The organism is Campylobacter concisus (assembly GCF_003049085.1).
In the GTDB taxonomy this organism is placed as follows: domain Bacteria; phylum Campylobacterota; class Campylobacteria; order Campylobacterales; family Campylobacteraceae; genus Campylobacter_A; species Campylobacter_A concisus_H.
Genome location: NZ_PIQX01000002.1, coordinates 111,204 through 134,570, shown reverse-complemented (window position 1 = coordinate 134,570; position 23,367 = coordinate 111,204). Strand labels below are relative to the sequence as shown.

The following is a 23,367-nucleotide window of genomic DNA, read 5'->3' as shown; positions in this document are numbered from 1 at the left end:
CTATTTTATAAGCTTGATAATTATCTCATTTTTTATATTATTTATATCAACATTGTCGCTAATTAATGCGTATTTTGCGCCTATTGCTAAATTTATAGAAACGGCGGTTTTTGCTTGCTCCTCTTTTATAGAGTCAATCTGATTTAAATTTTTATCATAAATTCTAATAAGTGGCATCCATCTATTTGACTCTTTTGACGCGATATCCAGACTACTTGCACCCTCAACATCAACAAAATAAGTACCACCGCTTTTTAAAAGTGGCGTCTCTTCATCAAAATTTACCTTTGTAGCCTTAAGAATCATATTCTGAGCATCTAAAAATATCTCCAAATTCCCATCAACTCTATCAAATCCTAAAATTTTAAAACCGCTTTGACTAAGTGTTATGCTTAATAAACTTGGATCTATTCCGCCATTTTTTATGGCCGAAATTCCATAAGAAATTTGATCTCCATTTTTTAGAGAATTTATCCTTGAAATACTTATATTGGCATCATCTAGAGTTGAATTTATTGATTTTACAAATAATGCAGAAGGAACCTTTTGCTCGCTTATAAATTTTAAATTCAAACTATTTGAACCAAATGAAATGCTATCGTAACTTGAGTTTTGTTTTAATCTTGATACTAGCTCACTGACATTGAGTGAGCCATTTTGGTCTAAATTTTCTAAAGAGATTTGCACATTTTCAGCATTGCTTAAAGCACTTGCACTAGTTTGTAAGCTAAAAGCATAGGCAAATACACTAAAAGCGGTGAAAATCGCTATTTTTCTTACCAAGATTTACCCTTGTTAAGTTCTACAAACTCATCATAGCTCACAAATTTCATCTCTCCATTTTCCACTAAAAATCTAGCTGGACGACTTGGATTATATTTTGTTACCTTATCGCCGATCTTTAGCTCAATGTTGCCATTTCCACAAACTACGAGCTGTCTTTGGTCTAAATTTATATTTATGCTTTTACTTGTGTCGTTTGATACTTTTTGACCATTTTCAAGATTAATGATGCCTATCCAGACGCGTTGTTTTGGTGTAATGACCGCCTCATTTAGTGGCTTTGTAATGTTTTGCTCTATCTTAGGAGCTGGCTGAGCTGCCATGCTTGGCTTTACAGCATTTTGCTCCATGTTTGCAGGACTTGTTGTCACATTTTGCTCAACTGGAGCTGAAATTTTCAAGTTTGATGCGTTTGCCTCTATTTTAGGGCTATTTTGAGAGATGGTGATATTTGTATCGATGATATTTTTCTTCACCTCATTTACTATGCTTGACTGCGAATAGCTGACGCTTTTATTCTCATCATTTAAAAACGATAAAAAATTCTCGATATATTTGTAAGCATCAAAATGATATGCCCCACCAGCGATAATAGCTAAAATGATGAGCCAAAATAAAAATCCAGCACCGCCACTACCGCTTTGTTTTTGTATGGTAATATCTTTTGGAGTGTAAGAAGAAATTTTTGGAGTAACTTTAGTTTTGTGACTCTCATCTGGAGTATTTTCTTGCATAAAGGCATCATATTCAGCGAGCAACTCGCTCAAATCAACATTATATTCACGTTGTAAAATTTTGGCATAACCTCTAATGTTTAAACGTGATAATTTTTCAAAATTTTTATCAAAAATATATTGTAAAAATGTAGGCTCAATATGCGTTTTACGTGAAATTTCCTTTATGCCTATCTCTTTTAAATTCTCTAATTCATTCATCTATCATCCTGTCACAAATTATTGCAAAAGCTGCACTTACATTTAAGGAGTCCCAGCCCTCTTTTAACTTTATACCAATACACTCATCGCACTTTGCTAGAGCCTTTTGCGGTATGCCTTCGCCCTCTGAGCCCATCACTAAAGCTCTTTTACCGGCAAACTTCATCTCTTTTACGTTTTTGCCATTACTTGCTGTTGCATAAATTTTAAAACCAAATTGCTTTAGTTCATTTAACAAACTAAGCCCGTCTTCAAAAATCGCTATTGGTATCTCATAAGCAGCACCACTACTTGATCTTAAAACGCCTTGCATATTTATACTTTTTGCTACTATTACAAGACCTTCGCAGCCTAGAGCATAAGCACTTCTAGCGATAGCACCGATATTGCCAACGTCACTTATGCCGTAAAGAATGGCGATAAAATTTAGCTTTTTAAGCTCAGCAATGTCTGAAAATTCAAACTCACTAACATTTGCTAAAAAACCTTGATGGTTTCCGCCGCGAGCTAAAGACTGCGCTTTTTGATTATCCACGCGAATAATTTTTTTGCCTGTGCCACAAATTTTAGAGAAGAGTTTTTTGTCACACTCTTTTGATAGATATATCTCTTCTAATATCTGCGGTCGCTTGTTCAAAATATGTAAAAATAGTTGTTTTCCGTATATTATCATGGTAACTTATGGTAGCTAAAGTCAATTAAAATTTAACTTATTTTTGTATGCAACTAGAGTAAATTTTGCACTTTCGTTTTAGTGTCACTTAGTAGTTTTGTAGGCTATAATTTAAGCTTTTATAAGCTCATCATATATCTTTTTTACATCTTCTCCAGTTATTTTATTAAGCAATTTTGCTTTTACTTTTGGAGCAAGATCAAGCGAAAGTATCTCATCTTTTGTGATATTTTGAGTGGCTGTTTTGTCACTTTTTGAGATGACGACTGCCCACTCTCCACTTAAATTTGCTTTTTCTAAAATTTGGACTAAATTTTTGGCTCTATCCTTAAATTTAGTCTCAAATTTTTTGGTGGCCTCTTTTATAGCAAAAATTTCTCTCTCAGGTTCTAAATTTGCGATGCTTTGCACCAAGCTTAATATACGTTTTGGGCTTTCATAGATCACGGCTGGATAGGCTAAATTTAAAGCATTTTGTATAGCCAAAGACCTATCTCTGCCAGTATTTGGCAAAAATCCTAAAAATACAAATTCCTTATCGCAAAGTCCGCTTGCAGCTACACTTAAAAGTGCAGCATTTGCTCCACTTAAAATTTCATATTCAATGTTATTTTTTTGAGCGTATCTTACTAGACTTACTCCAGGATCGCTGATACCTGGCATACCAGCATCGCTCATGTAGGCTACATTTTTACTAAAAAAATCATCACTTAAATTTGTGAAAAAGTCATCTTCATTATGAGTGTGAAGTGAAATAAATTTTGAGATATTTATACTTGCGTCAAAGCGTTCGTTTAGCAGATTTACAAGGCTTTTGCAAACTCTTGTATCTTCGCAGATGGCTATCTCGCATTCACGCAAAATTCTAATCGCACGAAGCGAGATATCTTCTAAATTTCCTATTGGAGTAGGAATAAAGTAGAGCAAGGCTTATTTTTGAGCGTATTTTTTCTTAAATTTCTCAACACGGCCAGCACTGTCAACTATCTTTTCGCTGCCTGTGAAAAATGGGTGGCACTTGTCACAAATGTCAATTCTGATCTCGCTTTTGTTTGACTTTGTTTTAAAAGTGTTTCCGCAAGCACAAGTTACAGTGCAATCTACGTATTCTGGATGGATATCTTTTTTCATCATTTTTCCTTTATTATTTTTGGGCTAATTATCTACATTAAAAGTTGCTGATTATATAAAAAGAAATCTAAAAATCAAATAAATTAAGCTAGGAATTTTGCCGCTACTGAGATAACCGCAGTCTGTGATTTTAAGATATTTTTAGTATTTAGGCAGTAGCTATTTTTAAACTTAGCCATCTCTTCCTCGCTAAACCCACCCTCTGGGCCGATTATTAAAAGCTCGTCATCTTTTTTTTCATTTAAGCTTTTGCCACCAAAATTTATAGCTGAGACATTTTTATAAATACTCATTAGTTCGTCTAAATTTTTATAAATTTCAAACTCCATTAGTGAAGTTCGTCCACACTGCTCGCATGAAAGTGCATTTATATAGTTTAGCCTTTCAATATCTATCTTAAAATTTGCTTGAGAAAATTTAGTATAGACAAAAGCTATTTTACCAACGCCAAGTTCATTTAAAAATGGCAATGTCTTTTCTATCGTCTTTGGATCGACGATAGCCCAAGCGATCGTAAAGTCGAATTTTTGCTCGCCATTTGAGCTGGCAAAGACAAGACTTAAGCTCGCACTTCGCCTATCAATCTCATTAATTTCATAAATATACTCTTTAAAATCTCGTAAATTTCTAACACTTATTCGCTCACCAGCTTGCATTCTTCTAGCTTTTAGGTGCAAAAAAGCTTCATTTACTATCTTTAAGCTTTCATTACCTGCATTTTTATCATATAAAAATTTCATCTAAATCCCTGCAACTAGGACTAAAACAAGATCACAAAATCCCTTAATAAGGGCAAATTTTTTAAATTTTTCTAAATCGTCATTAGCTGCATAAATTTTTAGCCTTTTAAAACCTATGGCACTAAGTGCGATTAAAATTATTAAGATGATTAACATTTTTATGGCATTAAATTTAAACTCATATCCATAATACGCCCATAAAATAAGCCCGGTTAGCACAAGAAAACTAAGTAGCATATGATAAATCGGTAAAAAATATCTTATACGAAGCACATAGTTTTTACTATTGCTACCAAACTGAGTAAGTATTAAATAAAGCATATTACAGGCAACTAGTGCATAAAAAAATATCACATGAAAAGGCAAAGTGTATGCAAAAAGCAAGGAGAGATGTTCGTTCATTTCTTATCTTTAGGAGACTCGTTCTCTTCGACGACTGGCTCAGGTGGGAGTTGTTCATCGATTGTGACATTTGCGTCTGGTTGGGCTATGGTCACGTCACTCGGTACTGGCTCGCTAATATCATTTTTAGCCTCATCTTTATCTCCACAACCCACAAATAGACCAGCTATAAATAAAAAAGAAGTTATAATTTTTTTCATCAAACATCCTTTGGAATTTCTATTTTTAACCTATTTTTCATCTTCTCGAATAAATTTTTATCTTCCCACTCTTCTATGATAGCGTCTGAAAATTTGATCTCATCTAGCTTTATCTCGCCCATTTGCGCATTTACGGCATCCTCTTTAAAGCACTGTGCATAGCCAGTATCAGTCTCATGCACGATAATGCTATGAAGCTTCACTTCACGCTCACCGTTGTTCATCACGCTAAGCTCAAGTAGTCGCTCTATCATAACAAAAAATATACGGCAAAACTGCTCTGCACTTGGATTTAGCGGGATCTCGATCCATCTTGCCGAGTGCTTTTTTAGATCATTTTTATACTCGTCATTATCGTCTGAAAATATTGTCGTAGCATGATCAAAACTATCGACGATCGTTTTTATGTTTTGCTTCATTAAACCAAAATCATAAACCATGCCGGCATTATCAAGAAAATTTGAGCTAAGTAAAATTTCAGCCACATAGCTGTGTCCGTGGATGCTAGTTCTACAACGCTTTGAGCTACAAAATCTCACAATATGTGCATTTTCAAATCTAAAAAGCTTTCTAATAATCATCAAACACCTTCTTTATCGCTCCAAAGCCTGATGTGAATACGCTCTGAGTAGTTAAATCCATGCTTTATGGCAAATTCTGCTGTTTTTAAAGCATTTTCGTTTAGCTCAGCTTTATTCGCCCCTATTGCCATACACCAAACTGGCAAATCAGCTTGATTTTTTATATTTATAATCTCGTCCAACTCACTTTTGTCAAAGTGCGAGAGGACAAATTTTAAAAAGCTACTTCTTGCATTATTTTTAATAGCTAAAATAGCGTCTAAATTTATGCGTTTTTGCTCGCTAACTCCGCTATTTACTAGCTTTACACCAAGTGCAAAGTGGCATTTTTTATAAATTTCATATTTAGCAAAATTAATTAAGATAGTGCCATTCGTCTCAAAATGCACTTCATAATCTTCAAGCAATTTCTTTACCAAATTTATAAAATTTTCATTTTCATGCCAGATGAGCGGCTCGCCACCGGTTAAAACGATGATCGGTTTTTGCATTAAGCCTTTACATAGGTTATCAACTATGCCTAAAATTTCATCTACATCGCAAATTTTATAATTAAAATGCCCTTTAAAAACAGCCCTTATACTATCGCATCCTAGTAGGCTTTCACCAGTTTTTAAAGACTTTGTTTGCACGCCAAAGCCAGAGCAGTTTAAGTTGCAACCTAAAAAGCGTAAAAATATAGCGAGTCTACCTTGGTAAGCTCCCTCGCCTTGGATGCTTAAAAACGCCTCAACTAGCTCTAGCTCTTTGCTCATCAACCACCAGTTTGATAAAAGGCACGCGAAGAGGTTTCATTGCTAGCACCTATCGCCCATTTGTTCTCTTTTGGTTTGTTTGCTAGTACTTGCCTTAAAATTTCACTTGCAGCTACGATATCACCTTTTTCAACTGCTTTTTTGATACTTAGTGCTTCTTCAAAGTAAAGGCAAGGTATCAAAAGTCCTTCAGCACTTAGCCTGATACGGTTGCAACTCTCGCAAAAGTCGTGCTTGTGTGGATCTATGATACCAAATTTATAACCATCATCAAGTCTATAAATAGACGCAGGCGCATTTGGTAGTTTTCCATCTTTTGTAACATTATATTTTTGTGAGATAATTTTTAAAATTTCATCGCTACTTAGCCCTTTTAGATCATCTTTAGCGTGTGAATTTTCCATATACTCAATAAATCTGATCTGAGAATCTCTAAATTTAGCAAACTCTAGCAAATTTATAAGCTCATCATCATTTACACCTTTTAGTGCGACAGTGTTGATTTTTACCTTTAATCCAGCATCATGAGCTGCTTCAAAGCCAGCTAAAACTTCGTGCAAGACACTTTTTTGTGCGATAAATTTAGCCTTTTGCTCATTTAGCGTATCAAGCGACATATTTATGCGCTTTAGTCCAGCGTCTTTTAGCCTTTTGGCAAAATGTGAAAGCATATAACCATTTGTAGTAAGCGCTAGATCAATGTCTGGATTATAATCACTTATCATCTTTATAAAAACGTCTAAATCCTTACGTACAAGCGGTTCGCCACCAGTGATTCTTATCTTTTTTATACCTTCATCGATAGCCACTTTTACAAATAAAAATAACTCTTCAAAAGTTAATAAATTCTCTCTTGGCGTCCAGCTAAATGGCGTTGTAGGCATGCAATACCTACACCTAAAGTTGCAACGCTGAGTTACAGAAATCCTTAAATAATCAACAACCCGACCATATTTATCGATTAGCATAAAGCACCTTCTTAAGCTTGGTTAGAGCTTTTTATAATTTTTTCAATTATATGTTAAAAGATTTAAATCAAAATAAAAATTTAAGCCAATTTTTGTAGTTTAAGAGTAGATTAGTCTTTTTAAAATTAGCCTGCAAATTTAGGCTAATTTATGAAATTTAAGCACAAACTCGACTCGCCCCATTCCAACATGAAGGTCCTTTGCGATCATTGCTGCACTTTTTCCATCTTTAAACATTTTTAAAATTTGCTCTTCCTCATTGATGACGCTTGGTGCGATTTTATTAATATCTCTTGTTCGCTCTTCAAGACTAACTATCCTATCTTTTTGCTCCGTTGCAAAATCATCAATTACTCGCTCGATGCTCTTAATCGCACGAATTATTGGTACAATTTTCTCATTTACTTGCAAATCAATATTTTCTTTTATCTGTTTTTTAAGTGGCTCATATTGTTCACTATTTTTAAATGCCTCGCCCTCAAGCATTGAAATTTGCTTTTTTAGATTGAAATTTTCTTGCATAACGCTTTCTATCGCTCGCTCAAATCTCGCAAATTTTTTATTTGTCTCACTATCTTTTATCAACATTAAAGCTACTATTATCGCCAAAACGATACCAAAGCCTAAAAAAATATAAATTTCCATATTTTTCCTTTACGAATTCGCTCTCATTTCTCTTATCATTACACGCTCTCTGGCTGTTACGTAAGCGTTCCAGTCGGCCTCATCCTCTTCGTGCATATTTTCTATCTTTGCTAAATTTTCACCAATAGCTCTTAAATAAAGGCTCAAATTTCTCTTTGGAAAGATAGGCATAGCAATCCTTGCGTAGTAAATTTCATCTTTTATAAATTTTTCTTCTCTTATTTTTATATGTGTAAAGCCGATTTCTTCGACACTAGCCCTCTCTTTTAGTGGCAAATATTGCTTATGTTCATTTTTAATATAATCACTCAGCGCATCGACTTTTCTATGAAGCTCAATCAGCAAAGTTAATAAAACTTGATCGCTCTCTTTGGTTTCGCCACGTGATTTAGCTCGTTTTAGCCAAGCCCCAAGCGCGTCCTCTTCGCCCGGCAAGATAGAGTCAAACTCTCTTTTAAATTTCTCACTCCCATCTTTATCAGACTCAAATTCCATATCAAGAGGCGCTTTAAACAGCTTAATCTCACTCATAATACGCTAATCCAAACAAAGATAAAAAATAAAATTCCCAAATAGCCATTTAACGTAAAAAATGCTCTATCTATCTTGCTAAAGTCGCGTCTTACGATCCTATGCTCAAAAAATAAAATAACGCCACTTACTAAAATTCCAAAAAATGCCATCGCTTCAAGCCCAGCCGCCCAAGCAAAAAGTAGCCAAAATATAAAAGCTAAAGCGTGAAAAATAGCCGATAAAAAAAGTGTAGCCTTGTCGCCGTAAATAGCTGGTATGCTAAAGAGCTTGTTTTCTTTATCAAATTTCATATCCTGAAGTGAGTAAAGCAAGTCAAATCCAGCTACCCAAAATGTCACACCAAGGCAAAGTAATACGCTCCAAAGCGGTATAGCAGCGCTCACTGCGACCACGCCAGCAATCGGAGCAAGACCTAGGCTAAGACCAAGCACCAGGTGTGCTAGCTCGCTAAAGCGTTTAAATAGCGAATACCCACCAAGAACAGCTAAAATAGGAAAACTTAGCCAAAATGCTAGCGAATTTATAAAATAAGCGCATACAATAAAAATAAACGCATTTGCCACGATAAAAAGCTGCATATTGCTCCTACCTATACGACCATCAACACTTGGGCGGCTTGCAGTTCGCGGATTTAGCTTATCGATATCTTCGTCTTTATATCTATTAAAAGCCATAGCAAAATTTCTAGCACTAACAGCGCAAAAAGTACCTAAAATAAGCAGTTTTAAGCCAAACCAAGCCGAGCCACTTTCTATCTTGCTAGCAACTATCATCGCAACAAAAATAAAAGGCAAAGCAAAAACAGAATGCTTAAAAACGATAAGTTCAGCGATAATTTTTAATTTTTCTATCATTTGATAAATTTCCATTTTCTTTAAAAATGGTTGATTTTACACCATTTTGCTTTAAATTTGAATTTATATTATCATTACAAGAATAATTTAAAACAAAGGGTTATTATGGGCAAAGTAGCGATTATTGGAGATAGTTTTAGTGCGTTATTTACGGCTTACGAATTAGCTAAAAAAGGTGAAGAAATTTTAATTATTAGCAGCCAAAAAGATGATTTTACAAATGGAATTTTAACGCCTTTTGGTACACACGCTCTTGCAAAAGATGGAGCGATATCTAGCTCATTTATGGGGCTAGTTAGCAAAAAAAGCGAGCTTGATATAAGTATTTGCTTAAATGAAACCTTTAGAGCTTGGATGACAAATTTTACACTTAAATCAACCAAAGCTCACGACAAAAAGATGCAAATTTTGTTTTCAAAATTTGGCAAAAAAAGCTTTGAAATTTTAAGAGAGCTAAACAACAAATATCCGCAGATAAATTTCGATGAGAGCGGCGTTTATCTACTTTTTAGCAATGACGAAAGCTTTAAAAAAAGGCTTGATGAGATAAAAGTTGCCCATAGCGAGCAAGAAATTTTAAGCGTAGATAAAGAACTTGCAAATTTTGGGCTAATAAATAAAAACATAAAAGGCGCTATAAATTTAGCCAAAAACGCAAGTATTGACACAAATGAGCTCAAAAAAGCTTTGATAAATGAGCTAAATTCTCTTGGTGTAAAATTTATAAATGATGAAATTTATGAGCTAAAAACGCAGGGGCAAATAGTGCAAAAAACTATCGGCAATAACGGCGAATATGAGGCCGATAACTTTGTGATCGCTTCAAAAAATTTAGAGCTTTCAAATAAGCTAGGCACGAGCTTAAATGCGATTTTGGCTAAATTTTACACCATTGATCTTAGCCTAAACGAAGAGCAAATCCCTAAAAAAGCAATCATTTTAAATGATCTATTTGCCAAAATTTATCCAACTAAAAATGGCGTTACGATTATTACAAATTTACAAGTCGGCGCTATCGATACGCTTGTTAAAACTGAAAAGATTAATGCATTTTTAAATGAGCTAAAGATACATCTTGGCATAAGCGAGCTAAAAGAGCCTAGCTTTAGAGCAAACTACGTGCTTCTTAGCTCAAACGATAAGCCAGCTCTTGGACGCGATAACATATATAGCAACTTGATCTATAACCAAGCTTATGGACTAAATGAGCTTAGCTTTGCTCCGTATTTTGCCGGTGTTTTGGCTAGTCTTATAAAAGATGGCAAAAATAACGAGGAAAATGATGAAATTTTACTCTTTAGCTCGTTTTACGAGGGCTAGACTTGTTTAAAGAATTTGCAATAATTGGCACCACAGCAAGCGGCAAAAGCGATCTTGCATTTGAGCTTGCAAAGAAGCTTAACGGCATCATCTTAAGTCTTGATTCGCTTGCACTTTATAAAGAGATAGATATCGCCAGCGCAAAGCCAAATAAAGAGCAGCTTGAAGCCATAAAGCACTTTGGTGTAGATGAAATTTATCCTGATGAAGAATTTAGCGTTGGGGCATTTTTTGAAATTTATAAAAATGCAAAGAATTTTGCGCGCTCACAAGACTGCCCACTCATCATTACAGGAGGTAGCGGCTTTTATCTAAAATCAATGCTTAGCGGACTTGCACCAGATGTGCCAAAATGTGAGCTAAATTTAAGCAATGAAGAAATTTATGAGCTAGCTGTAAAAATTGATTCTGAGTTTGCAAGTAAATTTAGTCAAAATGACTCTTATCGCCTCGAAAAATGGTATCAAATTTATAAATTTAGTAGCCAAATTCCAAGCATTTGGCTAAGAGAAAATACTAAAGAGAGTATCGTAAAAGAGCTGGCGATATTTGAAATTTTATGGGATAAAGATGAGCTTAGAGAACGTATCAAAATGAGAACAAAAGGTATGCTTGAAGCTGGGCTCATAGATGAGGCAAAATTTTTATTTGATAAATACAAAAGTGAGCCAAAACCCCTAAAATCAATAGGTTTAAAAGAGTGCAAGCAAGTTTTAGATAAAGAAATTTCTCAAAACGAGCTTGAAGAACTCATAGCTACGCACACGGCTCAGTTAGCAAAACGTCAGAGAACCTTTAATCGCTCACAGTTTGAAAAAAAATTTGTAGGTGATTTGAACCAAATTAGAAGTGAAATTTTAAAATTTTTAAGAGAATAAAAACTAGCCCACAAGGGCTAGTTAATAAAATCAAATAGGCATAACCCTAATTTTTGGGCTTAAGCTCTCTTGCAAGACATTTTCAATCGCATAAAGAGTGCCAGTTGAGCCACTTGCACAGCCCGAGCAAGCACCAAGATAGCGGATATAAATATCAGTATTTTCGCCGTTATCATTTCTAATATCTAAAATTTCTAAATTTCCACCATCCATCTCGAGCATTGGGCGAATTTCTTTATCTATGACAGACTCTACTGCCTTTAGCTGCCCTACCATCGTCATATTTTCAAAGCTAATGTCACCTAAAGTGTGATTTGCTTGGGCATTTGCCTGAGCTTCGATCTTCTCACGCTCCATCTCAGCCCTAGTATCACGCAAAATATCTACCAAATAATATTCTCTTTTTTCATGGCCACCAGGCTTTACGCAAGACTTGCAAAATGCACCAGCTTTGGTGTATTGCGTAATCTCCTCAACTGTGTGAAGGTCATTTAGTCTTATCACTTCTTTAATCGTACCAAGGCTTACCCTAGCGCACTCGCAAACGATGATCTCATCTTCAAAATGCTCTGGGTCTATGCCTTTATAGCTTGCAGCTGCTGCTTTTATAACGTCATACGCCATAACTGAGCAGTGCATCTTTTGAGGTGGAACTGCTGGCGTTTCTGGATTGTCGCGCATAGCCTTTTCGACATCAAGGTTTGTGATCTTGACTGCTTCATCAACTGTTTTGCCGATACAAAGCTCAGCCATCGTATCAGAGCTAGCTATCGCTGTGCCACAGCCAAAGCTTTTAAATTTAGCATCTATTATTTTGTCTGTCTTTTCATCAACAAGCCAGTATAGCCTAACCGCATCACCGCAACTTTCTGCACCAAAGTCAGCCACAATAAGCTTTGCATTTGCTTTTTTAGCATCTTCTTCGGTTATCTCTCCCATAAATTTAGGATTATTCATCCTGTCTTGCACTACCTTAGAATACTCATCCCAGATAGAGCCTCCGATCAAATTATTCTTTGCCATGTTATTTTCCTTTAAATTTTATAATCCGCTCTTATGCCATTCTGGGGCGTAGGCAAATGTACTAGAGATACCTCTTAGTCTATTTACCGCTTTTGTTATATGCTCGATCGCATAATCAATCTCTTCTTCTGTATTAAATCTAGAAAGAGATAGTCTAAGTGCGGTGTGAGCCAGCTCTTTATCTGCCCCTATGGCCTCCATTATTGGGTTACTCTCTAATGTTTCACTTGCACATGCTGAGCCAGTTGAAGCTGCGATGCCAGCTTTGTTTAGATCCCAAAGCATAGCTTCACCTTCAACGCCTTTTATAGAAGCTAAAATGGTATTTGGCACACGTTGTTCTTTTTTCCCTACAACACTAACGTCAGGAATTTTTAAAATTGCATCTTCAAGCTTATCACGCAAACGGCGAACATGAGAGTGCTCATAATCCATAAATTTATTTGCCAGTTCGAGTGCTTTACCCATACCGATGATGCCAGGTACATCGAGCGTGCCACTTCTGCGTCCACCCATATGCTCGCCACCGTGAAGCAAGCTACTTAGTGGCATACTATTTTTTATAAATAGTGCTCCAACACCCTTTGGTCCGTGAAATTTATGCGCAGAAAAGCTTAAAAAATCAACGTCAAGGTCTTGAACATTTATCTTGATCTTACCAACTGCTTGAACCGCATCCGTGTGGAATAAAGCTCCATATTCATGAGCGATACTAGCAAGCTCTTTTACAGGAAAGATCATGCCAGTTTCGTTATTTGCGCTCATTATAGAAACAAGTGCTACATTCTCATCCATTACAGCTCTTAGCTGTTCTGGTGTGACTATACCATCGTTATTTACATCTAAAACAGTAAGCTCTACGCCATATTTTTCTAAAAATTTACAAGTCGCCAAAATAGCTGGATGTTCAACTGCGGTTGTTACGATACGCTTCCTCTCGCCAGTTGCTATTTTGTCAAAGTAGATGCCTTTTACTACCCAGTTGTTGCTCTCAGTTGCACATGAGGTAACGACGATATCATCACTATCTTTTGCGTTTAACCCAGTGTAGAGCTGATCTAGTGCTGTTCTTAAAGCTGGATGTGTTTCAGAGCCAAATTTATGAAGTGAATTTGGATTGCCGTATTTTTCACAAAAATATGGTTTCATAAGCTCAAAAGCTTCAGGATCAACCATTGTTGTAGCGTTATTGTCTAAATATACCCTCAAATTTAAAACCTTAATTAGGATAAAAAATATCCTTTTTATTTTTGATGGGATATTATAACAAAAAGGTTAAAAGCAAGTTTAAAAATATGCTTTAATTTTTTCAAAATTTAGCTCATTTTGATATTAAAATATATTGAAATTCTTTATCAAGATTTGTATAGATCGCTATTTGCGATTTTTCTTATAAAAAAGGTCTAATTATCTCCTAAAATTAATTCATTTTTTTAAGTTTATAGTGTGATAAACATATTGCCTGCGTGCATTACCTTTTTATAGTTTTCTTCTAGTTTTTCATATGAGGTTTTATAAAGTTCTATTAGGTCGGTTACCATATAGATGCCTATGTCTTTGATTGTAGTGGCTTAATATATTTATATTTGGTTTCAAGTGGAGTCAAAGATATTAAATTTATTATTTATTCCTTTATATTATGCTCTTTGGCATAGCTTAGTATCTTAGCTCTAAGATCTTCAGGAAAACTTTCTCTATACATTACTGGCGTTAGTGGATTTAGCTTTTTATCTAATTTACCAGCTTCATATAGTCTTGTTAGTTCTTCAGGTGTGTTATAGTATGGTGCATTAGGATAGCCCTCTGGTGGGGTTAAAGACATTATTTTGGATTCTAGGATGGTGGAGTCGATGTAGAGACTTAAGTCACGATCGTCCCATGTGTTTGGATAACCAACTTCGTCAAACTTTTCCTTATAATCTTCTAATACTTTTTTTGAATATTTTTCAAATTCTTCCCTTGTAGTCTCATTTGCGTCTAGATCTCTAGGGTCTAGTAGTTTTCCTTCATCTTCTACGAGCTTTCTTAAATGCCTATGGATTGAGCCATCTGGATTATTAACGACCCCGCCCCTATTAAAATCCATCACAAAGTAATTACCTACTATTTCATCAAGATAAGGCATCATACCATATTCATCTAGTGGAGGATTAGTAAATAGTTTTCTAAACTCTTCTGCCATTTGTAAATTTTTGTTTAGACCTATATCATAAGTAGTGTATTCAAATAGATCACCTAAAAAATCTAAAGCCTTTACTACTCCTAATTGAGCTGCTAAGAAAATTCTTTGATAATCTCTTGCTTTAAAGCCTGCTTCATTTCCATGTGAAAATCCCATAGGATTTCCAAGTATGCCAGCACATATTCCCCACTCTGCAGAAAAAAGCATTGATTTTAATGTACCTTTGTGAGCATTTACTTCATCATAAATTTCAGTGTATTCTGGTTTAGTTAGTTTGCCTTTGCTATCTACTCTAGCTATTGCATCTTCAGGAATATCTATCATAGTGCATTTTAGATTACTTCTTTTTACTAGATAGATATATCTATCTCTTTTATCTTTTAAACTTTCATAGTAAGCTTTTTCTGATTTAGTCCAAGGTGATAGTTTAGTTGAGTTTGGTTTATAGCTGACATCTAGCCATGGTTTAAATGATAGATAGTCTGTTTGACCTAAAGAGTTTGGTTTAGGATTATAGTATAGTGGTTTATAGTTTTTATATGGAGATGAGTCTAGGATGGAGCGAGCTTGAACAACTAACTCAGAAGCTTCTTTGTTTGCGATCCTGTTTTTAGCATCTATTTTACTATCTGGCTTTGCTACTATTAAATTTGTATTTTTATCAAGCCAAACCTCCTTTCCATTCGGAGCTATTACTATATATGTATTATTGTTACTCATTAAATTTCCTTTATTGATTATTAATAGTGATCCTACTGCTAAAATAGCTATGATGATAAATATTATTTTCTTCATATCTTATCCTATATAAAGACCATCTTCCATTACTATGGTGGTAGCTAGACGACCTACTAGGCGAGGAGGGATTGTACGATCACTATCGGTATTTGCCTTTTTACACCCCACATATATCCCCTTTATGTTATTGTTGCCAATAGTATCTAGTGCCTCTACCAGATCTCTTGAGAGATTAGAGTGATTGTTTTCATCACTGGTGTTAAAGATTCCTTTTTTAAATTTGTTTATTATCTCAACAGCCTTTTGATAGTCTTTTATAGCATAAGAGAAGCTCATTCTATCTTGGCCATTGCCTTTATTGTATATATCATAAATTTCTTTCTCCTCTTTCACATCCAAATTTAATCCTCTTATCTCTACATCTGAGTTGGTATATCTGCTTCTAGCATATTTAAAGTAGTTTGCATCTACTTCATTGCCAGCTCCTCTTAGTTCATCTAAGCATAGATAAGCACTAAGGTTATTTAGTGCTAGCTTTGAAGCAAGGTTATGTGGGAGTTTGCTTTGTTTATTGTTTATATCATAGTAGATAAATGAGTTATAGTCTAGTCCTCCACTATTTATATTAGCTCCTAGAAATAGTCTATTTAAATTTAGGCTTATATAGTTTTGATAGATCATTACTGGATAGTAGCAATAGCTATTTGTACTATTTTTATCATAAGCTTCTTTTATAGACATAGGCTTATATGAGATATTATTTAGTGCGTAAGCTTCATTAAATTTATATGTATATCTTGTATGCATTATTTCGTTGTAGTTTTCTTCTAGTTTTTCATATGAGGTTTTCCAAAGTTCCACCATACCTTTTAGAAAAGCCACTCCTACATCTTTGCCTAGTGATTTGCCATATCCTTTTAGCATATTTCTCATAGCTTCGACATCTTTTGGGTTAAACATATAAGTTTGTTTCATAAAAGCAAAGCTTCTCATGCTATTCCAGATAATACTTATGTTATAGCGACCTATTAGGAGACGAAGTTTTACAGAGTTAATAGCCTGTTTAAGTAGATTTCCTTTTGATTTCCTTAGGATTTCAACATTTGTTTTAGAATTTGTTACATGCTTTATAAATTTATCCACATTTTCAGTATTATTCATAGTAAATAGCTGTCTTACAATGTTTAATACGCCAAGCTCATCAAGAAGCTCATCTGTTGCCTCTTTTTTATTTGGATCAAATACAAATGAACCAATAGAATTATAAATTTTTGATTGACCATCTTCACTAAAGTACTCTGCAAAAGGAAATAGCCCTTCTATGGCGGTTTTTACTATAAGCGTTGGAGCTTCTTTCTTCATATCTTTTTCTATGGTTTCATAAGGGATATCTTGCATGTTTAAAGTCTTTTTCAAGATAGCATCGTCTTTTTTCCAACAATCCTCTATCTCTTTTGCTTGTTTATCAAGTAGCTCTTCTATCTGCTTATGCTCCTTTAACCCCAAGATAGAAGTGTCTATGACCTCATGTTTATTCTCATTATTTGCTTTTAAGAGTTCTTCCACACTTGCTACGTTACCTTTTTTTGAGTATTCCATATAGTCTCTTAATTCTTCGATGCAAATATATTCACCAACATTTGCATTTATACTATCTTTGTAAAAAAACAAAGCTTGCTCTTTTTCGCCAAGTCTTATTGTTGCGTTTTTATGGATAACCTTTATCTTTTTTTCTGCTATCTCTATATATTCCCCATCATTACTAACAGATTTCTTTACTAGGTCTCCTGGGTAGCTTTTAGTTATTATAAAGTAAGCCACGGCAATAGAGAGCACTTCTGTTAAAGAGTAGTGGTCTTTTGGCATACGATCGATTATTTCGCTTGTAAGTTCTTTAGCATCTTCTATATTCATTTCATCTTCGTATTTTTTCATATTAACCATATCATCTACACTAGGATAGTTTGGGTCAAAACTTCTTTCAGAAACATTTTTATTTATCTTTTCAAAAATATCTTTAAAAGTTAGAGTGACCTTATCCATATAAGCTTTTTCATTTTCTTTTATCTTCTCCATATCGTTTGGCTGCTTAGCATAAGCATTTATATGTACAAAATTCACATTATAAAGCTCGTCATTTCTTAGTTGATCTGGTACATATGTAAAAGAAGTTTCGTTTACTTTTTTATCACTTGCCTTTTTTCTCTCTACAATATTGTCTATATAATTCTTGTCTATCCTTGCAAATGGAGATAAATTTAAAACAAGAGTTGATTTATTGTTGTCCTTGTTGATATCTATACTATATTGGCTATAGTCTTTTATAGGCTCTAAGGTTTTTATGTCAGTAAATTTTTGTTTTACTACACTACCATTGTTTGATCTATTTATTCCGTCTTTTATCTCTTGATCTAAGCTTTTGCTTACAACTTCTTCTCTTAATCCTGCACTTGATCTAAAAGGGGAGTTTGAAAGAACGATATAGTTTTTATTTAAATTTGAGAAGTCTTTACTATTCATCTCATCATTTACTGAAGTATTATTTTTATCGGATTTATCTGCTATTAGATTAGCTAACTTTATAGAGTTAAAATTTGAAGCACAGATAAAATTTAAATTTGCATTTGTACTTTTTATCTCATCTTTTAATCTACTAAATAAGGTATCATCACTTGAGCCAAATCCTAAGTTTTTATTTATGATATCGTAAGAGCAAACATCTTTAGTATATTCAAACACTGATACATCATCTAAATATCCATATACGCTATATCCTTCATCTGCATTGCAGTTTATCTCCTTTGCGACTGAATTAATCTGAAAAGGGACATAGTCTAAATTTAAATGTGTAAAGTCTATAAAAAATCCAGCCTTAGAATTCTTATTACTTTTGAACACCAAGACATTGCAATTTGAGTTTATATTTAAGGTATTTATAATAGAAGCAAACCTAGATGTAAAAAATCTTAGTATAGGCAAAGATACTCCATAAAACGCTTTATTGTCATGATACTTATATGCTTCAGTGGAAAAATTAATAAGTTCCCAAGCAACAGTACCCCATCCTATTAATTTTTTACCCACTGATTTTGCGCCTGACAAATCAACAAGGCTTAATATAGAAAGTATGAACTGCTTTATAATAAATTCTCCATCATCCTCGTTTAGATCTTTTAAATTTTTATCTAGCTCATCAAAACACTCTTTGACGCTTCTTTCAAATTTAGTTTCGTTTAACTCCTCATTAGACATTAAAGGCTTGGCATCATTTATTAGATCGTCTTTTAAAGTACTTAAACACTCTCTTAAAATATCTTTGCTTTTGTTATAATAAGATATTATAAATTCAAATATTTCGGCAAAATTTTCTACTGGTCTAGCTTGATATTCTCTTCCTGGACCATACTTTATTTTTTCTGTTTTAATTTTTATAGGATCGATCTTCTCCTTTAAATTTACAAAGAATTTATCAACTGCACTCTTTTTATGAACTACTTTTACTGGTATGCCTCTATATTTAAATTCTCTTGTTCTACTTAGGTTTCTATCCTTAAAGCTCTCTTTATCTATATAAAAGTCAGTCACGATAAATATAGTCCTATCTTCTTTAGAAAAAAATTCTTTCCAAGAACGAGGATTTAGAAATGTCGATAGTTCATTTCTTATTAAGACTGCCATACTGTCAAAGTAGTTTGACTCAAGAGAATTTAAACTAGACGTATAAAGCGTTACGCTCTTTGCATCAGCCATATACTCTTTTATCTTTTTTAAACTCTCTTCGCAAGAGTAGGTTATATTTATATCATTCATCGTTATGCCACCACTACTGTTTTAATTATATTTATATCATCGCTATATTCACTATCTAATCCACAAGCAAATTTTATACATACTGCTTTTGCCTTACTTGGCGTAATATAGATAAGGCTATTATCGTCGCTAATATCATCTACAAATTGAAAAAATCCTATTCCGCTCTTAGGAAGCGTCATATCTTTATAGATAGGCTCAGTATATTTAGGGGTAATAAAAATAAAATTTTTATTCATAAGCGAGTATTTAAAGTTAAATGATGAGATGCTAAATTTATCATCTCTAAATCGGGCCTTTAGATACTCTTTTAGCTTCTTATCTTTTATATCAGAGCCTTCGTCTAAATTTAGCTTCATTTCTTTAAATCCCTCTTGGTTTTTATATTCCACATCATTTAGCTTATATATACAAACGGCAAGATTATCTGTTTGATTAAGGGCTGATTTTATATGAAGCCTTATGTAGGCATTATTTAAATTTATATCTTTTATTACTTCGCTACTATCTTGCATACCAGGATTACTTAAACTATGCTCTAGTTTTAGTTTATTCTCTTTTTTTATGCACCTTAGCGAAGAGCCAGTGTTGCTTAGACAGTTTGGCACTAGATCTTGCATTACAGCGTAGTGATCATTCATGCTTTTTATACTAAGTGCTGATCTTGGTACATAAGACACTATGACGCATGGAATCCTAGCTGAGCAGCCCACTATCGGTGAGTTTATAAAATCAACATCGAGTATCACGCCTTGATCGTCTGATCTTATGCTCCTGCCCGCCCTACTTTTTAAGATCACATGACCGCCATGTGGGCAAATGATAGTGTCATCCTCTATGACAGGGCATGAAGTCGCAATGGATGAAATTTCTTTAGATTGATTATCTTTTTGTAAATTTTGCCTTTGATTTAAATTTGAAAGAGCCTCTTTAGTCTTTTTGCTCATTGGTTTCAGATCGATATTTAGACTCTTATTTAATAGTGAATAATTTAATACATTTGCTTGAGAATTTCTATAAGCAACACTTAGCCTTCCTATATCTTTATCCTCATCTCTTGGCTGATGAGTAAAATTTAGAGGGATATTCTCATCACTATTATATTTTTCGTCTTTAAAATAAAGTGGATAATCCTCCTCTTCATTGGCTTTAGACAAAAGGGCAGAGTTTAGATATATTCTTTGATTCATATTTTTACTATCTAGCTTAAATATCTCCTTTAATACTTCAACATCAACTATACTTTTATCCACTGCACTTACACTAAGGGTGTCGTTATTTTTATAAAAGATACTTCCCACGCTCTCATTCATAAGAGCTTTTATATCATCGGTTGCTACTTTATTATTGTAAGCTACATCATCATTATTTTGAGCGGATTTATTATTAGCTATTACTATAGCTTCATCGCTAGAGCTTATGTCATTAGAGTCTATGCTAGCTAAAAAATTTTCATTTTCTTTTAACTTTACTAAATCCGCATATTTTAGATTTATTATGCTCTTTAGCATATCTATTCTATCTTTTACGAAGATGCTAGCCTCTGCTATATCTACTCTATTATCTCGTAGTATCGTTATATTTTTATAGATGTTTTTGCTATAAGAGAAGTATTTACCAAGTTCATTTACATCTATCTTTTTTTCAAATACAAATAAATTCAAAGCACAAATTGCCACTAGCATATCTATATCGCCAGCTCTAGCGTCACTTACTATCTTTGTCGCATCTAGTTTGTCTAGATCATCTATATCTAGTATCTTTACTAGATGTGCTTCTTTGTTGCTATTTTTATCTATGATGCTGCCTAAATTTTCTATTATATACCCGACCATATCTTGCTTAAAATTTTCATCACTAAATTTGCCATATTCGTAAAAGAGATTTAAATAAGCATAAAAGATATATAAAGGCGTATCTAGCATAGAAGCATCACTTATATCATCTATATTTACATCCAAATTTAACTTCGATCTTATGCATTTTAGTTTAAATTTAAGCGACTGGATATATTCATTTAGATAATCAAGTGCTTCAGCTATATCTTTGCCTTCTATTTTGGCTTCATTTTCTTTGTTTTCCAAGAGATAACACAACATATATAAAACCAAAACGCTCTCTTTTAAAAAGTGAGATCTAATTAATATATTCACCAAGTGTCTATTCTCGGTATTTTCATACTTTACTTCGCCAGTTGTATCTATGCCTAGCTTATAGCCTAGATCAGATATGACTGAAAAGGTAGGCTCTATCAAAACAGCTACATCTTTTGAAAAGCTATCTTCATCTCTATTGATACTTTGTTTAACGCTCTCTACGTGATGTATCTCTATGTCTATATCTTTTTCTTTGCTAGCTTTATTTATATTAGAGCTTACTTTTTTATCTGCAAGAGTCTTTTGGGCTTGTTCATTATTTTTAACTACATCTACGTATTCATCTACACTACTCTTATCATCTTTAAAGCCAAACATGCCTTTTATCTTATTAAAGACTGAGCCTACCATCTTTCCTATAAAGCCATCTTTGTCTATGACTCTTGCTATCCATCTTGTACCTTTTGCTATGGCTTTGGCTACAAAGCTAAGAAGCCTTAAGCTCCAAGTAAAAGCTGAAGCTAATATGCCACCATAAATTCCTGGAGCGTTATAAGTATAAAGTTCTTTTACTCCGCTATCTTTAAAGGTTACTGCATATATTTGAGCTAGATGGCCTCCTAATGAGTGACCTGATAGGATAATGTCTTTGGCGGTATTATCTAAACCACTTAAGTTTTGACTATGAGAATTTATAGCTTCTTGCATAGAGGATTGAAGTGATTTTAAGGCAGATATTTGCATAAGCGCTCTTGATGTGATAGCCATAAAGGCATCATCTAAGAGATCATTCATTTTCATCTCTGTTCCTCTAAAGCCTATTATATAGTTTGACTTAAGCGTGTCATAAAATATAGTTGAGCTAAAACCAGATTTTTGATTAGGTATGTGCTTTACTAGCTCATAGCGATTAACAAAGAGTTTTGTGCGAGGAGAGAGGGATTCAGGGGTGTAGAAAATTTCTGCTTCTTGATAGCTACCGTCTTTACCTAATGGCGTATCTATAAAATTTGTAACATCATTGTCTGACTTAATAAATTTTTTACCAGTATATGGCTTTTTGATAATCTTATCAGCCATAAATCTAGCTTCAATACAAAGAGCATAAGCAGTGGGATTACCTGCTTTTTTTACCACATTTCCATCTTTATCTTGGATATCACCATTTAAAATATCACCTTTTCTTATGTTGTCTTTATATCTCCAAATAGGCTTTTTTATTTCATCTTCTCTATAAGAATTTACAATGTTTTCAGGGACATTATCTTTACCAAATTTATCATAAAGCTCATCAAGTCCATTTCTTTCATTTTCAAATACATTATGAAGCATTGCATAACTTGCATCAGCTATATCAATATAGTCTTTAAAGCAATTTATTAGCTCTTTATTTGATTTTTTAGTTAGCACTTACTTGTCCTTGTTTGCTTTTATGAATTTGTTGTTTGTTAGAATGAATTTGTTTCCACCACTTACCGAAACTATACTTTTTTTACTAAAGCTTATTCCCATTCCTTCATCTCCAAATAAGCCATATCTAGTACTATATGTTTCATAATAAACATCTATGCTTATAGGAACTATTTCTCCATTATCATCTACATATAATTTTCCTAAATCTAAATATGGTTTTTCTTTGTTAAAATTTTCTAAACCTATAAACTCAATTATTTTATTTATATAGACTTCAGAAGTTTTGGCTTTCTTACCAGTTTGGTTTTCATAATATATCCAGCGAGTGTAGTATTTTTTACCATTTGAGAGGGCTTGAGGGAGTTTTTGATCCATGATTTCTAGGTCAGCTCTTTTAAAATTTCTTTTATTATTTTTAAAGAAATCATCCATATAATCGTTTCTTTCTCTTTCTCTTCTCTCTATCTCATCAACAGACCTCTCATCAAATATATATACTCCACCATATTGTTTAGCTAAGTTTTCTAGTTCAGAGTTACTTATCTTTTTGTTTGCTTGATTGGCTGAGCAAGCTATTAAGAATATACTTGTTAGAAGTAGTAATATAAATGCGGTAAATTTCATAAATAAATTTTTAAAATAAATAATCAAAAATCTAAGAATTTTACATAATGAAGTCAAGGAGTTCATCTAAGGATTTTGTCCT

At 33.7% G+C, this 23,367-nt stretch carries 22 protein-coding genes; 2 read left to right on the top strand and 20 right to left on the bottom strand.

What is annotated here, in order from left to right; all coding sequences use genetic code 11:
• From CVT13_RS02965 to mqnP, 14 genes are all read right to left on the bottom strand, one after another.
• Positions 1–783, bottom strand: a complete 783-nt coding sequence (locus CVT13_RS02965) for a hypothetical protein (protein ID WP_107811553.1) — start codon at positions 781–783, stop codon at positions 1–3.
• Positions 777–1,718, bottom strand: a complete 942-nt coding sequence (locus CVT13_RS02960; protein ID WP_107811552.1) for a phosphatidylglycerophosphate synthase — start codon at positions 1,716–1,718, stop codon at positions 777–779. Before CVT13_RS02960 ends, CVT13_RS02965 begins: the two co-directional genes overlap by 7 nt.
• Positions 1,711–2,391, bottom strand: coding sequence for a 23S rRNA (guanosine(2251)-2'-O)-methyltransferase RlmB (gene rlmB, locus CVT13_RS02955; RefSeq protein ID WP_054196059.1), 681 nt, complete (start codon positions 2,389–2,391; stop codon positions 1,711–1,713). The genes CVT13_RS02960 and rlmB overlap by 8 nt, the downstream gene beginning before the upstream one ends.
• 111 nt (positions 2,392–2,502) lie before the next feature.
• Complete coding sequence (gene rsmI, locus CVT13_RS02950; protein ID WP_107811551.1) at positions 2,503–3,318, bottom strand: 16S rRNA (cytidine(1402)-2'-O)-methyltransferase; 816 nt, start codon at positions 3,316–3,318, stop codon at positions 2,503–2,505.
• Between the two features lie 3 nt (positions 3,319–3,321).
• Positions 3,322–3,522, bottom strand: coding sequence for a 50S ribosomal protein L31 (gene rpmE / locus CVT13_RS02945; RefSeq protein ID WP_002942443.1), 201 nt, complete (start codon positions 3,520–3,522; stop codon positions 3,322–3,324).
• Positions 3,523–3,605: 83 nt separating this feature from the next.
• Positions 3,606–4,262: a 16S rRNA (uracil(1498)-N(3))-methyltransferase gene (locus CVT13_RS02940; RefSeq protein ID WP_107811550.1), complete on the bottom strand. Its 657-nt coding sequence runs from the start codon at positions 4,260–4,262 to the stop codon at positions 3,606–3,608.
• Positions 4,263–4,664 (bottom strand): hypothetical protein, encoded by a 402-nt coding sequence (locus tag CVT13_RS02935; RefSeq protein ID WP_107811549.1) that lies wholly within the window; start codon positions 4,662–4,664, stop codon positions 4,263–4,265.
• Positions 4,661–4,864: a hypothetical protein gene (locus CVT13_RS02930; protein ID WP_103588789.1), complete on the bottom strand. Its 204-nt coding sequence runs from the start codon at positions 4,862–4,864 to the stop codon at positions 4,661–4,663. The genes CVT13_RS02935 and CVT13_RS02930 overlap by 4 nt, the downstream gene beginning before the upstream one ends.
• A complete protein-coding gene (locus CVT13_RS02925) occupies positions 4,864–5,445 on the bottom strand; it encodes a 6-pyruvoyl trahydropterin synthase family protein (protein WP_107811548.1) in 582 nt (193 codons plus the stop codon). Before CVT13_RS02925 ends, CVT13_RS02930 begins: the two co-directional genes overlap by 1 nt.
• Positions 5,445–6,200, bottom strand: a complete 756-nt coding sequence (locus tag CVT13_RS02920; RefSeq protein WP_107811547.1) for a 7-carboxy-7-deazaguanine synthase QueE — start codon at positions 6,198–6,200, stop codon at positions 5,445–5,447. The genes CVT13_RS02925 and CVT13_RS02920 overlap by 1 nt, the downstream gene beginning before the upstream one ends.
• Entirely contained in the window at positions 6,200–7,168 is a 969-nt protein-coding gene (gene moaA, locus CVT13_RS02915) for a GTP 3',8-cyclase MoaA (RefSeq protein WP_072593973.1), read from the bottom strand. Before moaA ends, CVT13_RS02920 begins: the two co-directional genes overlap by 1 nt.
• Positions 7,169–7,306: 138 nt before the next feature.
• A complete protein-coding gene (locus CVT13_RS02910; protein WP_107811546.1) occupies positions 7,307–7,813 on the bottom strand; it encodes a DUF6115 domain-containing protein in 507 nt (168 codons plus the stop codon).
• Between the two features lie 9 nt (positions 7,814–7,822).
• Positions 7,823–8,344, bottom strand: coding sequence for a hypothetical protein (locus CVT13_RS02905; protein ID WP_107811545.1), 522 nt, complete (start codon positions 8,342–8,344; stop codon positions 7,823–7,825).
• Positions 8,341–9,201 carry a menaquinone biosynthesis prenyltransferase MqnP gene (mqnP, locus tag CVT13_RS02900; RefSeq protein WP_107811544.1) on the bottom strand — a complete coding sequence of 287 codons (861 nt, stop codon included), beginning with the start codon at positions 9,199–9,201 and terminating at the stop codon, positions 8,341–8,343. Before mqnP ends, CVT13_RS02905 begins: the two co-directional genes overlap by 4 nt.
• 105 nt (positions 9,202–9,306) lie before the next feature.
• Between mqnP and CVT13_RS02895 the strand changes: the two genes are divergently transcribed.
• Together CVT13_RS02895 and miaA are read left to right on the top strand one after the other, a co-directional pair.
• Positions 9,307–10,521, top strand: a complete 1,215-nt coding sequence (locus tag CVT13_RS02895) for an FAD-dependent oxidoreductase (RefSeq protein WP_107811543.1) — start codon at positions 9,307–9,309, stop codon at positions 10,519–10,521.
• A gap of 2 nt (positions 10,522–10,523) precedes the next feature.
• The gene (gene miaA, locus CVT13_RS02890; protein ID WP_087585265.1) at positions 10,524–11,399 is read left to right on the top strand and encodes a tRNA (adenosine(37)-N6)-dimethylallyltransferase MiaA; all 876 of its coding nucleotides are present in this window, start codon (positions 10,524–10,526) and stop codon (positions 11,397–11,399) included.
• A gap of 30 nt (positions 11,400–11,429) precedes the next feature.
• On the opposite strand, the gene CVT13_RS02885 is transcribed toward miaA, so the two are convergent.
• From CVT13_RS02885 to CVT13_RS02860, 6 genes are all read right to left on the bottom strand, one after another.
• Positions 11,430–12,422, bottom strand: a complete 993-nt coding sequence (locus CVT13_RS02885) for an iron-sulfur cluster assembly scaffold protein NifU (RefSeq protein WP_054196048.1) — start codon at positions 12,420–12,422, stop codon at positions 11,430–11,432.
• Between the two features lie 18 nt (positions 12,423–12,440).
• Positions 12,441–13,631, bottom strand: a complete 1,191-nt coding sequence (locus CVT13_RS02880; protein WP_087585266.1) for a NifS family cysteine desulfurase — start codon at positions 13,629–13,631, stop codon at positions 12,441–12,443.
• Between the two features lie 415 nt (positions 13,632–14,046).
• On the bottom strand, positions 14,047–15,399 hold the full coding sequence (locus tag CVT13_RS02875) for a thioredoxin reductase (protein ID WP_107811542.1): 1,353 nt from the start codon (positions 15,397–15,399) through the stop codon (positions 14,047–14,049).
• Positions 15,400–15,402: 3 nt separating this feature from the next.
• A complete protein-coding gene (locus CVT13_RS02870; protein ID WP_107811541.1) occupies positions 15,403–19,152 on the bottom strand; it encodes a hypothetical protein in 3,750 nt (1,249 codons plus the stop codon).
• Between the two features lie 2 nt (positions 19,153–19,154).
• A complete protein-coding gene (locus CVT13_RS10180; RefSeq protein ID WP_159071099.1) occupies positions 19,155–22,658 on the bottom strand; it encodes an Mbeg1-like protein in 3,504 nt (1,167 codons plus the stop codon).
• Entirely contained in the window at positions 22,659–23,351 is a 693-nt protein-coding gene (locus CVT13_RS02860; protein ID WP_234411952.1) for a tRNA 2-selenouridine synthase, read from the bottom strand.
• Positions 23,352–23,367 lie beyond the last annotated feature (16 nt).